The organism is uncultured Dokdonia sp., from assembly GCF_947492535.1.
GTDB lineage: Bacteria > Bacteroidota > Bacteroidia > Flavobacteriales > Flavobacteriaceae > Dokdonia.
In genome coordinates this window covers 234,219-247,474 of sequence record NZ_CANLNH010000006.1, presented here as the reverse complement: position 1 = coordinate 247,474, position 13,256 = coordinate 234,219, and the positions used below count along the sequence as shown (strand labels likewise).

General features: G+C 34.5%; 11 protein-coding genes. 5 read left to right on the top strand and 6 right to left on the bottom strand.

The annotated features are described in order from the left end of the window. Nucleotides 1–33 precede the first annotated feature (33 nt). The 3 genes from Q1A60_RS10620 to Q1A60_RS10610 all read right to left on the bottom strand — a co-directional run bounded on the left by Q1A60_RS10620 (nucleotide 34) and on the right by Q1A60_RS10610 (nucleotide 3,119). The gene (locus Q1A60_RS10620) at nucleotides 34–885 is read right to left on the bottom strand and encodes a hypothetical protein (RefSeq protein WP_299764493.1); all 852 of its coding nucleotides are present in this window, start codon (nucleotides 883–885) and stop codon (nucleotides 34–36) included. A gap of 61 nt (nucleotides 886–946) precedes the next feature. Next, nucleotides 947–2,194 (bottom strand): serine hydrolase, encoded by a 1,248-nt coding sequence (locus Q1A60_RS10615; RefSeq protein WP_299764495.1) that lies wholly within the window; start codon nucleotides 2,192–2,194, stop codon nucleotides 947–949. 7 nt (nucleotides 2,195–2,201) lie between these two features. Further along, nucleotides 2,202–3,119, bottom strand: coding sequence for a DUF5050 domain-containing protein (locus tag Q1A60_RS10610; protein WP_299764498.1), 918 nt, complete (start codon nucleotides 3,117–3,119; stop codon nucleotides 2,202–2,204). A gap of 189 nt (nucleotides 3,120–3,308) precedes the next feature. Here Q1A60_RS10610 and Q1A60_RS10605 point away from each other — a divergent pair, with 189 nt between their 5' ends. The 3 genes from Q1A60_RS10605 (at nucleotide 3,309) to Q1A60_RS10595 (ending at nucleotide 6,419) form a co-directional block, all read left to right on the top strand. Further along, on the top strand, nucleotides 3,309–4,994 hold the full coding sequence (locus tag Q1A60_RS10605; protein ID WP_299764500.1) for a histidine kinase: 1,686 nt from the start codon (nucleotides 3,309–3,311) through the stop codon (nucleotides 4,992–4,994). Nucleotides 4,995–4,996: 2 nt separating this feature from the next. After that, a complete protein-coding gene (locus tag Q1A60_RS10600) occupies nucleotides 4,997–5,695 on the top strand; it encodes a LytTR family DNA-binding domain-containing protein (protein WP_299764502.1) in 699 nt (232 codons plus the stop codon). A 205-nt stretch (nucleotides 5,696–5,900) separates the two neighbouring features. Further along, complete coding sequence (locus Q1A60_RS10595; RefSeq protein ID WP_299764504.1) at nucleotides 5,901–6,419, top strand: DUF4494 domain-containing protein; 519 nt, start codon at nucleotides 5,901–5,903, stop codon at nucleotides 6,417–6,419. A 65-nt stretch (nucleotides 6,420–6,484) separates the two neighbouring features. On the opposite strand, the gene Q1A60_RS10590 is transcribed toward Q1A60_RS10595, so the two are convergent. Beyond that, on the bottom strand, nucleotides 6,485–7,957 hold the full coding sequence (locus Q1A60_RS10590; protein ID WP_299764506.1) for a hypothetical protein: 1,473 nt from the start codon (nucleotides 7,955–7,957) through the stop codon (nucleotides 6,485–6,487). A 302-nt stretch (nucleotides 7,958–8,259) separates the two neighbouring features. Between Q1A60_RS10590 and Q1A60_RS10585 the strand changes: the two genes are divergently transcribed. Together Q1A60_RS10585 and Q1A60_RS10580 are read left to right on the top strand one after the other, a co-directional pair. Further along, entirely contained in the window at nucleotides 8,260–8,763 is a 504-nt protein-coding gene (locus Q1A60_RS10585; protein ID WP_299764508.1) for a hypothetical protein, read from the top strand. Between the two features lie 2 nt (nucleotides 8,764–8,765). Beyond that, on the top strand, nucleotides 8,766–11,081 hold the full coding sequence (locus Q1A60_RS10580; RefSeq protein WP_299764510.1) for an FG-GAP-like repeat-containing protein: 2,316 nt from the start codon (nucleotides 8,766–8,768) through the stop codon (nucleotides 11,079–11,081). A gap of 272 nt (nucleotides 11,082–11,353) precedes the next feature. Here the strand turns inward: Q1A60_RS10580 and Q1A60_RS10575 are convergent, their stop codons facing one another. Both Q1A60_RS10575 and Q1A60_RS10570 read right to left on the bottom strand, forming a co-directional pair. After that, nucleotides 11,354–12,772, bottom strand: a complete 1,419-nt coding sequence (locus Q1A60_RS10575; protein ID WP_299764512.1) for a serine hydrolase domain-containing protein — start codon at nucleotides 12,770–12,772, stop codon at nucleotides 11,354–11,356. 14 nt (nucleotides 12,773–12,786) lie between these two features. Then, nucleotides 12,787–13,200 (bottom strand): nuclear transport factor 2 family protein, encoded by a 414-nt coding sequence (locus tag Q1A60_RS10570; protein WP_299764514.1) that lies wholly within the window; start codon nucleotides 13,198–13,200, stop codon nucleotides 12,787–12,789. Nucleotides 13,201–13,256 lie beyond the last annotated feature (56 nt).

Genomic DNA, 13,256 nt, shown 5'->3' with positions numbered 1-13,256 from the left:
AATGCTATACAGACGTTACCCATGTCTTAAGGTTTATTGTTTAGCTCTGAGATCTTCTATAATCTGAGCATCCACCCACATTCTATCGTAAGGAGGCTTACAACGAGGGCAATAAGAAAGATATTTCCCATCTGGCGTTACATATCCTCCACCGTCTTCACCATCAGTGTTTATCGTATCTCCAAAGTTAATAGCAGCACCCCATGATCCATCTGCCTGTTTAAAACTGATGTACATATCACTATCACCATAGCCTCCTTCTCTCTCGCCATCCCAAATAATGTAAGATTCATCTGGAGCAATAAAAGGATGCCCTTTCCATGTCCCTTTGTTTATTTCTTCACTTAAAGGTTTTGGTGCTTCACGCCTACCATTGACTAATCGTGAATATCGAAGAATTCCATTCCCATCTCTCCTTCCTTCATCAAAAATCAACGTTCCATGAGTGGAAGCCGTAAGTCTCATAATAGGAATAGAATCAAACGCAGGACCAAGACTTTTGATCTCAGACCAACCAGTTTCAGTTCGTTCTATATAGGTATTCTTTGAGTACATGGTATCATTCCCTGTAGCATAGAAATCATATTTCTTCCAGACACGATTTTCCTCACGGAAAACAACAACAGCAGGACTAAAGGGAAAGTCATTAGAAGTCGTAAAGTAAAATTCTTTCATCCCAGGAACGAATGCACCTTCTAACGCTTGTCCTTTTTTAAAGAAAGAACTAGGATCAAGAGTTTTGGGTGTTAAATTGGGTATATTTTGATCAACATAAGGATTCTCTTTACTTGATGAACTACTCTCATTTAAGTTTTGTTTTTTAGTAGTACATGCATTTAAAAACAGCGACCATGTAAGTATTATAATGAAATATGTTTTATTCATTGTTTAAATTTTATAATGTATTCTTTGGTTTAGATGTTTTATTTATCATATTCTATGTATCTCATTCCTCAAGATCGAACAGTCCAGATTTAGAAAGCTGTCTTGCAATCAGATTAAGTTGATTTCTTTCACGATTAGTATTGGAGGTTCCGAAATAGGCAATGACCAAATCTTTAGAAGGAGAAATATAAAGCCCTTGACCTCCATGTGCTCCTTTATAAAAATCGCCATCTTCAAAGACCGCTCCCCATTGATAATTACTATAGAATGTTTCTTCTAAAGAGCGTGATTCAATTTTGAGGTTTTTATTGACATCTCGGATTTTAGATAAGTGCGCATCAGAAATTATTGGATTGGGATCTTTTCTGCCACTAGGTGTAAATGCAAGACCAAATCTAGCTAGATCTCGAAGTGTCGTTGACATACCATCAACATAAGAAAGAGATGTTCCATTAGTATTGCTTCCCATAAGGGCACTATATTCTGCCCCTATCTTTTCCCATATTTCCTGTTCCACAAAATCGCTAAAAGTAAGGCCGCTAATTTTTTCAACGAGTAGTGTTAATACCATAGCATCGGTATTAGAAAATTGATATTCCGTTCCTGATGGCTTGTTTGATTTTGCAGTTGCTAAGTCTTTAATAGGATCAAAACTTACTTCATACGTTTCTAATGGAACATGGGCAATTCCAGAACTCATGGAAAGAATATCAATTATGGGAACACCTTCCCAGCCTGATCCTTTAAGCTCCTCAAAATAGAAATCAATAGGTTTGCTCGTATCAATCAAACCTCTATCCTCCAAAATGGCTATTGAAGTACTCACATAGACTTGAGTTATTAAAAAATTAACGTGTAAATCGGTTGGATACATTCTTGGATACCCTTCAAAAACGATGTTGCCTTTATGAATGATAATCAAACCATTAACTTCTACTTGCTGTACATAGTCATTTAATGACAGTCCGCTCCCTTTTTTTAAATCTGTTGACGTAATAAAATTTTTCACATCATTTCTCGGCGTTTCCTTAAGAATTTTTGGCGTACCTGACCTCCTAATACGCGAATGCTCCTTTATTTGGGAAAAGTTTAGATAAAAATACCGTTCTAAATCACCGTACTCGGCCCAACTCCCTCCTTCGAAAATGTGTTTATGGTATGCATACATCTCTTCTTTTGTAAATCCAGTATAATTATACGTTTCATATTTTGGACCAGTATCGTTTATTATATCAGAACTCTTTTTTTGTTCTTTTTCACAGGCAAGAAAGAGAAGAATTACGAGTAGTACCTCTATTTTATTTTTCATCGTTTTACTATTTTGTTGTTTTTAACCATTCTGCTTGTGAACCATGATCTATAAGTTTTCGTATTCCAGTACCATCAGCATTCATGACATAAATGGTTCTATCTTTTTTATCCTTGCCAGTGGCATTCGAAAAAATGATTTGAGTACCATCTGGAGACCAAGAAGGGTACCAATCATCAATAGCACTATGGGTTAATTGTTTTTGATGGGTTCCATCAATATCCATCACATAAATTTCAAAATTCCCACCTCTATCAGACATAAAGGCAATTTTCTTTCCATCAGAAGAAACTTCAGGGTGCCATTCTTTACCATTATTATGTGTTAACCGAGCTATGTTTCTTCCATCGAGATCTGCAATGCTTATTGCGCTACTTTTATCTTCAAATTCCCAGGAAAAAACAATTTTTTTCCCATCAGGAGTAAAATAGGGGTTACTTCCTTTTAGAGATTTTATTTGAGTCTGATTACTTCCATCAGCATTCATGATCCAAATTTCTGGATGCCAAACACCCTCTGAATCTTTATATTCTCTAGCAAACACAATCTTTTTTCCATCAGGAGACCAATCAGGTGCATTGTCCCATTTGTTTTTTGCATGTGTTAATCGTTTCCTATTCGTACCATCGCTATTCATAGTATGAATAGACCATGTTTTTTTATCATCATATTTTGCATAGAAAGCAATGCGTTCCCCATCAGGTGACCAAGCCGCATATCCACCCTTTTCATGTGTACTTTTGATACTTGACGTTCCAGTTTTATCACTGGAATAAATTTCTATATTTCCTGTTTTTTTGGAATTATAGGCAATGGTACAACATGATGTTTTGGATGTGTCTCTTTCTTGAGAAAAAGAGATAAAACTAATTAGGAACATTAAAATAAATACGATATTTACTTCTTTCAAATGAGTAGTTTTCATTGAGTTCTTTTTTAGATGTTAAGTTACTTACAGACTCATTGCATCTGTTTTGATGTTTTGTACCTTACAAAAGATGTATTTTTCTGTCACGTATTCAATGTAAATCTTGCCAACTGCTCTATAACCTAATGAACTGCTCTAAATTGCTATTTTATAATAGTTAGTTTGCATTTGTAAAACCAAATCAAAATGAAGTTGAGAACTTTATTATATTTCCTATGTATCTGCTTCACGCTACTTACAGTTTCGTGTTCTCAGAAACCTAGTTTTTATAATAAATACACAAGCGTATTCAAAATAGGCGATCAACAAGAATGGGCTACTAAAGAGTTTAAGGATCAAAATTGGAAACCAATACTAAGATATGTGCCAGATGGCGAAGTGTTTTGGTCCAGAACTAAAATTGATATTTTCGAAGACTCAGATTCATTAAGGCCTTATGGTATATATCTACATGTATATGGAGAATATGAAGTTTTTTGGGACGGCGTATTGATTGGTGAAAATGGAAACCCAGGACAAGAAGCTATACTTGGTAAAGTAGGTAAAATGTGGACTACTCATAACATACCAATTGACCTTACTAAAAAAGGAACGCATGTACTGGCGATACGATCAAGTCTTTATTATTTTCCAGACCATATAAGAATAGCTACATTGAACATAGATCATTATGATGACCTATTAGCAAATCGCCTTATTGAAACTTCTTATATGCATCTCTTTGCTGGCGCTTTTCTTATTGCTTCTATCTATTTTTTCTTTCTTTTTCTAAGCAATAAAAAAGAGTATGCAACATTGATTTTTAGTATCAGCTGTTTTCTTTTTTTTGCTTTGATATTGACAGAGTTTATTAAAGCTTATGTGGCTATTCATTATAGTATGCACGTTATACGATTACAGATCATAGGTGTTTTAATGGTTAGTATTTCATTTTTAATTCCGTTCTATTTTTCTATACAATTTCCTTTCCCAAAACGAAAATTATTGTTTATCATTTATTCAGGCTTATTAGTGTACATTTTCCAAGCAAGGCATATTATTGAATTAACAAATAATGATATGGCGTTAAGTATGTGGGTGTTTTCTGTTTGTATTGTTGTGTTTGGAGTTTATAAAAAAAGAAAAGGTGCTCTTCTTGTGCTCTTAACTCTTATACTATCTGTACTTATAGCGGCTGTCACCCCTTTTAATAAAAGTTTATTTGCAGGTTTTAGTCTTATTCTTCTGGGTATGTTCTATTTAGTTTCTCTTAAAATAAAAGAAGAACGATTGGCTTATGAAAACTCTTTAGTTCAATCTACACGGTTGCGTCTTGAATTACTTAAAAAGAATATTCAACCTCATTTTTTAATGAACACCTTAACTTCATTGATAGATTGGATAGAAGAATCACCTAAAAAAGGTGTTTTGTTTATAGAAGCTTTGGCTAAAGAGTTTGATCTTTTCAATCAAATTGAGAATCAAACATTAATCCCTATTTCACAAGAAATAGCGCTTTGTCGTTCGCATCTTAAAATTATGGAGTATCGGAAAGAAATCAATTATTCTTGGCAAGATGAAGGTATTGATCTTGAAGAAAAAGTACCTCCTGGAATTCTACATACATTATTAGAAAATGGGATTACACACGGTTTGCCTCAAGAAGATAACAGCATTCAGTTTAAGTTGATTTTTGAATCGAATATCGATTATAAATGTTATACATTTTTAACTTTTGCTAATGTATTGGAAGAGAAAAAAAATAATAAAGGTGATGGCACAGGATTGAAATATGTTAAAGCTCGACTTACAGAAAGTTATCAGGATCAATGGGATTTTACTTCTGAACCTACAGCTCACGGTTGGAAAAACAGTATAAAAATATATTTTTAAAAATGAATATTTTAATCGTTGAAGACGAATCTAGAATCGCTAAAAGAATAGAGCGAATGACACGCGATATTCTAGGTGATGCATTACAATCACTCACTCATATTAATACACTCTCAGGAGCATTGAGTTTTATTGAAAATAACTCATTGGATCTAATGCTGTTAGATTTGAATCTCAACGGAGACAGTGGGTTTGACTTACTCACTACAGCAGTCTCTGAATCGTTTCATACAATCATTATTTCTGCCTACAAGGATCAAGCAATTACTGCTTTTGAATATGGTGTTCTAGATTTTGTACCTAAACCTTTTAACAGAGATCGAATAGAGAAAGCGTTACATAAAATCATTAGAAAAGAGAAGATCCATACAAATGATCTTAAATTTCTAGCTGTCAAAAAAAGACGTAGAATACAACTAATCCCTATTGAAGATGTGCTTTATATAAAAGGTGCGGGAGCTTATACTGAACTCTTTCTTATCGATGGAAAAAAAGAATTACACGATAAATCACTAGAAAAACTAGAACAGTTGTTAGCATTTTCTTTTGAACGTATTCACAAATCTTATTTGGCAAAGATGTCCGAAGTAAGCGAAATTATTGTAGAATCTGGAAGCAAATATATAGCTGAGCTTAAAAATGGTGAGCGTATCCCTATCGGAAGAACTAAATACAAGGACATAAAGGCAAAGTGGTTTTAAAATAGTCTTGAGGATTTAGTTTTTGCTAGCTATGCTTTCGCGAAAGCGTACTAAATAGTAATCAACTCAGGTATGTAAAAATGGATAACTACTTCGTTCTAAAATGACTACAACTTCTTTATTGAAATTGTGAATATCTATCTCTATTTTGACTTTTTTGCTTATCACGAAATCCTATATTTGGCACCCTTAAAAACAAAAAGATATGAGCGTAACTTGGTACGAGTGTAAAGTGAAATATAGAAAAATGGATGAAGCATCTGGAATGCAAAAGGTAAAGACAGAACCTTTCTTAGTAGATGCTATTTCTTATACTGAAGCAGAAAGTAGAATTACAGAAGAAATGTCTGTGTATTTAAGTGATAGTGATGAAATTACTATTACCAATATTAAAGTAGCTAATTATGCAGAAATACATCCTTTTGAAAATTCGGATAGATGGTTTAAATCTAAAGTGTCTTTAATTGCTTTTGATGAAGAAAGTGGTAAAGAACGTAAAACCAATCAATACCTATTAGTACAGGCAAATGATGTAAAAGAGGCCTATGAAAATACAGAGAGTGTCATGAAAGACACTCTGGGAGAATATACCATTCCTGCTATAGCAGAATCTCCTGTGATGGATGTATTCCCTTATTTTTCTGGTGAAGAAAATGAACTAGAACGTTTAGAGAAATTTACAGCGGTTAAAAACTCAGTTCCTGTAACAGATGAGGAGGAATAGATAGTATTGTTTTAGTATTTAAAGAGAGGTTATACAACATTATAACCTCTCTTTAATGTTTTATATTAGAATTTCTTTCCATTTTTATATACTGTCATTTCTAACAAATTATAACGATCTGATACTTGTGTAGGGTTAGAGTTTTGATCTCCTTTTAAATGCCGATCAAAAAATGAAATGATAAGATCATTTGTTATTTTAATTCCTAATTCAGTATCAATTTCTCCTGTTTGTGCAAGACTTCTTACTGGGATCATTAATGGAATATCCATAAAATTAGGATGTGCAGCAGTGAGTAACTTGCTTTCATAAAAGTAGTCAGTACTTTTATGCTTATACGTATGTGCATTGATATCATGATGATCTGCTGGCCAATCGGCCGAAATATATAAAAAGGGTTTGTGATATATGGTATCCATCATTTCGCCCCATTGGACACCATCAATATTTGCTGCAGCTTTTATTCGAGTATCTTTTATAGTGAGCTGTCCTGCAGCGCCTCCACCTCTAGAGTGCCCAAAAACACCAATTTTTTCGAGATCCAGTCTGTTTTTTAAAAAGCCATTTTTATTCCAGTCTTCTAATTGGTCTAGGGTGTATATCATGTCTTTGGTCCATCTCTTTACCATATGGGTTACATTATATTCTTTAGAGGCTTCTCTAATCATAGCATGGCGTTCGTCATAAGAAAGTTTTTGTTCAAATGCCTCTTTTATCGGAGTGATATGCTTCATAGCATCAGCACCATCAATAGCTTGAAATTCATAATCAAAATGCTTTTCAGAACCATCTGGAAATACAGCCCCTAAGCTTTCATACGTATGATTCATGTTGATAATGATATAGCCATGACTAGCAATTTCTGTGAGTAAGGCATAATACCCAGATGCATTTGAACCATAGCCATGTGAAAATAGTAATACAGGGAAGGTATCATCTACAATTGGAGCATTTTGATATACATGGGTTTTTACATGATCTAAATAATCCATGGAAGCTGGCGGTAAGATACCGCCTCCATATTTTAGAATAAAATTCGTTCGATTTGTAATATCTAAATAAGGCTCTTGTTTTGCCGAAGTAATAGAACTTGCAGGATACCAAACTTTCACCATAAATTCTCTTTTATCGGTTTGATCTTTTGTGATAGGCTCATCCATGTTTGTTTCTAGATGAATAAGATGAGTTCCTACTTGATATTTACCTGTAGGTTCTGGTAATGAAAATACAGGGAGTATACTAGGTAATATCCAACTTGGGACTAGTAAAAAAATAACAACTATAAATCCAACAAGTCTTACAAACGTGAGTTTTGGAAGTTCAATATGTCTTAAGCTATATATTCTCCATAGTAAAATACTAACTAATAGATATGTGGGAATCATTTGCCATCGCCACCCTTCAAATGATAGGTGAATTACTAAAATGCATACTAAAATAATTAGAAGCGGTTTCTTTTGAATTTTTTTAAGGAGTGGGCGTTTGATAAAAAACAAAACTGTCACTATAAGGAGTAACAGCATTTCTATAAATCTCATATGTTTCTATTTTAAATAATTGATGCATTTAAAAATAGGTGTATGAGAAAAGTATTTCAATGTTAAAACACCTGTTAAATGAGTTATCTACAGATGAAAAATAGTACTTCTGAAAAATCAACAGAAATTATAAGCTATATTACTATAAATTGTTGTTTCAATTTTATCTTGGGTTCATCACCTATTTCTTTCCTTTAAATAACTTCTTTTAAAAAGGGTATTTGCCCTAATAAAATCTAGGCATACTATTGTCCTAATTAAAGAATGTCGCTAGTAGTTTTGCATCATCAATAAAATATATTATGAAGCTTATTCTAAGTGTACTATTCTGTATTTCAATAGTTTTTGCAAACACACAATGTAGTTCTCATGCTACTAAAAGTGCTTTAGTATCAAGTATTCAAAAGGACTCATTGGTTACGATACATGAAAATTTCAATATCACTATACCGCAATCATTTATAATCAATAGCGGGACAGGTGATGATACTCATTTTTTCGAAACTCGAAATAAAGATGAATCTATCGTAGTATCCTATGAAAAAGGAGGCGGCCGCCCCAAAATTCCAATGACTGCATATATCAACAAACCAAGGTTACAATTTAAAACCTTAAAAGAGTTTGATGATGGGAAGTTGGTACTTGCTTATGAAGATACAGGAGCTTCTTTTAGAAATGTAAGCGGTAAAGTATATATCTCCTACACTGAAACCGAGTCTTTCTTTCTATTAGATGTTAGTACAACCACAACACAACTAGAAAATGTATTACTACTACTAAAAACAATCACTAAAATAAATAACTAATTATGAAAACAAATTTTTTACTAACACTTGTACTTTTTCTGTTCTTTGGGATTGCTAAATCTCAAGAGACAGTATCCTGTGTGGCACAACCATCACAACAGCATGTAACCGCATGGAAAAATCCAAACTCTGTTTTTAACAAACGTTTACAGTTTGTCAAAAACTATTCGATAGAAAACCTTAAGAATGTCGAAAAGATCCAATTTCAAAACAATAATTTTCAATTAATACAAAAGTCTTCTAATAAAAGTCCACAACGTGGAGAGCTTTTGGGTGTTGTACGAAACATTCCAATCGTTGCACACATTTTAAGAAGAAGCAATGGAACGGGCGGTATTTCTGAAGCAGATATTCAAGCTTCCATAGATCGTGCAAATATTACTTATGAATCACTTAACATGCGCTTTTTTATTGATCAAGTAAAATATATTGACTCTAGCACTAAATATAATACAACGTATGGTCTTGATGAAGAACGTGCTGGTTTATCAGTATCATCTAATAATGTAGCACGTAAATTAAATATTTATTTTGTCCAAAATTCAAGCACTTCTTGGGCTAATTTTCCAAGTAGTAATGCCAATGAACAACATATTTTGATGAAAAATAGTCATACAAGAAATGCTTCTACCCTAGCTCATGAAATTGGTCATTGGTTTGACTTATGGCATACCCATGAAACTGTTGCTGGCGCAGAACTTGTAAATCAAAGTAACTGTAGTTCGGCAGGAGATTTAATATGTGATACTGCTGCAGACCCAAGCTTATCTGGCCGTGTAAATAGCTCTTGTACATATACAGGTAACGTGAGAGATGCAAATAATCAATTCTATACTCCAGATCCTCGTAATGTAATGAGTTATGCTCCTAAGGTATGCCGTACACGTTTTTCGAACGGGCAAATATTTAGAATACAATCTGCTTATTTAGGAATGGAAAGCGATCGTGGATACACATTTGATGGTGCTACCAACGGAGTCGTTAAAGGATTTGGAAGTGCATTTGCTATAGGAGATTTTAATGGTGATGGCTATCAAGATTATGCCATCGGTGCAAAAAACAGTGCTAATAATGAAGGGCGAGTATTTATATATAAAGGACGTGCTAATGGATTTCCTATCTATGCACAAACACTTGATCAACGAGGTTTGGGTACTAATGAACAAGGAGATCTTTTTGGAGCTTCTCTTGCAGCTGGAGATTTTAATGGTGATGGTAAAGATGATTTAGCTATTGGTTTACCTGGCGAAGCACCTGGTAGTGATCCAAAATCTGGATTTGTCATGACGTTTAAAGGTACCGCTGGTAATTTAAGACCATGGCAAGGAATTGATCAAAAAGGTCTTGGTACTAATGAAAATGGTGATTTATTTGGAGCATCATTAGCTGTAGGAGATTTTAACGGTGATGGTAAAGATGACTTAGCAGTTGGTTTACCGGGTGAAGCTCCTGGCAGAGATCCTAAATCTGGATTTGTGATGACATTTAAAGGAAGTTCTTCTTCACTTAGACCTTGGCAAGGAATTGACCAAAAAGGATTAGGAACTAATGAAAGTGGTGATCAATTTGGTGCAGCATTGACTTCTGGAGATTTTAATGGAGATGGCAAAGATGATTTAGCCGTTGGTTTACCAGGCGAGGCTCCTGGTGGAGATCCAAAGTCAGGACTTGTGATGACGTTTAAAGGAAGTAGTTCTTCGCTTAGACCTTGGCAAAGTATTGATCAAAAAGGATTAGGAACTAATGAGCGTGGTGATCTATTTGGAGCAGCATTGACTTCTGGAGATTTTAACGGAGATGGTAAAGATGATTTAGCCGTTGGTTTACCGGGTGAAGCTCCTGGTAGAGATCCAAAATCTGGATTTGTTATGACATTTAAAGGAAGTAGTTCTGCACTTAGACCATGGCAAGGAATTGACCAAAAAGGTCTTGGTACTAATGAACGTGGTGATTTGTTTGGAGCTGCATTAACGACTGGAGATTTTAATGGCGATGGAAAAGATGATCTTGCGGTTGGACTTCCAGGGGAAGCACCTTCTAGTGATCCTAAATCTGGTATTGTAATGCTTTTTAAAGGAAGTTCTTCAAGTCTGAGAGCTTGGCAAGGAATTGATCAAAAAGGACTAGGAGCTAATGAATCTGGTGATTTATTTGGTCATGCACTTATTGCCGGAGACTTTAATGGAGATAATAAATGTGACTTGATTGTGGGAGCTCCTTCAGAGAAACCGGGCAATAGTCCTGTGACTAGCGGATTTTCATTTTTATATAAAGGAGGTTCTAGCACTATTACACCGCAACAAGGAGTTAAACCTTAATATACTTTTGGAACGTACAATGATAACGAGGTCTATACTGAGGTCGTTGTATTAAAACCTATAAAAAGCCACTTGTTAAAGTGGCTTTTTATAGTAGTTATGATGTTCTATTCTTTGTTTGAGGTAAATAAAAAAGTAGCAATATTTACCATATGTTTTGGCTAGCTATAGACAAAAAAGGTATTAAACCAAAACCATACTAAATACTAAAATGAATGCTACAAATACGCAATTATCGTATTGGTTTGAAGTAGCAGATGCTACTTACAATTTTATTTCACCTTCTCAAACATATTATTTCCGCCAGTACACATATATATAATTTCTCCTTCTTTATTTTCTACAAAGCCCATAGTACGTGCACCATCAGTACTTTTGAATAGTAAAGGAGCTACCTGGGTATAGGTTCGATTCATGATAGTAAAGGTAGTATCATTATTTACGATAAGTTCTTCACGATCGGGTTTCCATCCCGTCTCACATGTATGACAATGCGTAGTCCACATATAATGACCTGCAAAACGACTAAGATCACTGGTTATTGGTGTGGTTGGTGTAGGTTGTGGTGTTTCTGTGTTCGCTTTCGCGAAAGCGGATAAAACCAAATCCATCACGGCATAGCGTAATCGAGTGCCTTCATGGTGATGAATGATAAATATACCTAACTGTTCTTCGGGTACCATCGCCATATAAGATGCGTACCCAAGCATATCACCTCCATGACTAATGGTTCTAAAACCCTGAGCATCTTCTTCATAAAAACCATAGGCAAATGCTTCGACTTCAGGATGTATCCGTAATTGAGGTTGTTTCATTTGTTGTGCTAACTCATCGCTTAAAATTCGTTTATTATTCCATACACCACTACTTAAATGCATGTTCAAGTATTTTCCCATATCAGTTACCGTGCTATTGATCTCTGATGCTGGATAGGTATGATAGTATTCCCAAGGTTGTGGTACATTAATTCCATTACGATATTCATATCCCCAAGATGCATAGGTTTCTACCTGATCATTTAAAAACATGGAGGTCATATTCATGCCCAATGGTTCCCAAATGGTTTCTTTCATAAACGCATCAAGACGTTGTCCGCTTACATTTTCTACTAAAAGTCCAGCCAAGGCTATTCCATACGAGGAATAGCTAGAGATAATACCAGGTTCTCGGATACGGACAAGGCGATTACTTAAAAAGTCGCCTAACGGAATCGATTGGCTTTCCTGATAGACAACGCGTCCTCTTAACTCATCAAAGCCTGCACTGTGATTGATTAAATGTGCTGGTGTAACAGGGTTTTTATAAGTTTCGGGAACTTTTATCGTAGTTAAGTACTGATTTACATCTGTATGAAGATCAACTTTCTGTTGGTCTACTAATTGTAATAAAGCTGTAGCCGTAAATGTTTTGGTCACAGAACCAATTCTAAAGATTGTTGAATCAGGATCTACCCGTCTTATTTCTTCACCTAAGCTGGTATATCCATATCCTTTCTTCAATAGTGTTTTCCCATCTTTCACAATAATAAATGCGGCCCCTGGAATATGTTCCTCTTGCATCCTTGTATTCATTAAAGAATCTAGTTGTGTTTCTAGTTTCACTATATCTACCTGATGTTCTTGTGCCTGACAGGATATACCTATACATGCTAATACGATACTAAAGAACTGTAGTGATGATTTTAAATTCATTATAGAGAATGGTTTTAGTAGTTTTCGGAGGTATATGATTTATGGATGATTTTCCATTGTCCATTTACCTTTAGAAGCATCATATAGTCGGTGTACAATCGGTTTCTACTAGGAACATCAATTTCTACTTTTGCGATGGCAGCATTATTCACTACATCTATTGAAATGATTTTGCCAACTCTCTCTCGTTTTTGACCTTCTCTAAAGTAGCTAATATATTTTTGTCCGTTGGTGATACTCAATGTATCATTAGAAACACTATAGAGATTAAGATCTTTGTGAAATGCTTTTTTAATTCGTTCTGGTGCTCCATTGGCAGTTCCTTCTATATAATGTAGAAGGGTTTCTTTAATCTGTTCTTTATCTGTCTGTGCAAAACTTATTTGAACACAGAGCATGAAAAGCAATAGTACATACCTATTTTTCATTGATCGTTTTTTTAAAGATTGATTCAACTACGAATCTATAAGAAACCTTTAAAAAT

Coding starts and splice junctions, on each gene's coding strand:
- Q1A60_RS10620 (WP_299764493.1), bottom strand. CDS start 885: ATGAATAAAACATATTTCATTATAATACTTACATGGTCGCTGTTTTTA.
- Q1A60_RS10570 (WP_299764514.1), bottom strand. CDS start 13,200: ATGAAAAATAGGTATGTACTATTGCTTTTCATGCTCTGTGTTCAAATA.
- Q1A60_RS10580 (WP_299764510.1), top strand. CDS start 8,766: ATGAAAACAAATTTTTTACTAACACTTGTACTTTTTCTGTTCTTTGGG.
- Q1A60_RS10600 (WP_299764502.1), top strand. CDS start 4,997: ATGAATATTTTAATCGTTGAAGACGAATCTAGAATCGCTAAAAGAATA.
- Q1A60_RS10585 (WP_299764508.1), top strand. CDS start 8,260: ATGAAGCTTATTCTAAGTGTACTATTCTGTATTTCAATAGTTTTTGCA.
- Q1A60_RS10595 (WP_299764504.1), top strand. CDS start 5,901: ATGAGCGTAACTTGGTACGAGTGTAAAGTGAAATATAGAAAAATGGAT.
- Q1A60_RS10615 (WP_299764495.1), bottom strand. CDS start 2,194: ATGAAAAATAAAATAGAGGTACTACTCGTAATTCTTCTCTTTCTTGCC.
- Q1A60_RS10575 (WP_299764512.1), bottom strand. CDS start 12,772: ATGAATTTAAAATCATCACTACAGTTCTTTAGTATCGTATTAGCATGT.
- Q1A60_RS10590 (WP_299764506.1), bottom strand. CDS start 7,957: ATGAGATTTATAGAAATGCTGTTACTCCTTATAGTGACAGTTTTGTTT.
- Q1A60_RS10610 (WP_299764498.1), bottom strand. CDS start 3,119: ATGAAAACTACTCATTTGAAAGAAGTAAATATCGTATTTATTTTAATG.
- Q1A60_RS10605 (WP_299764500.1), top strand. CDS start 3,309: ATGAAGTTGAGAACTTTATTATATTTCCTATGTATCTGCTTCACGCTA.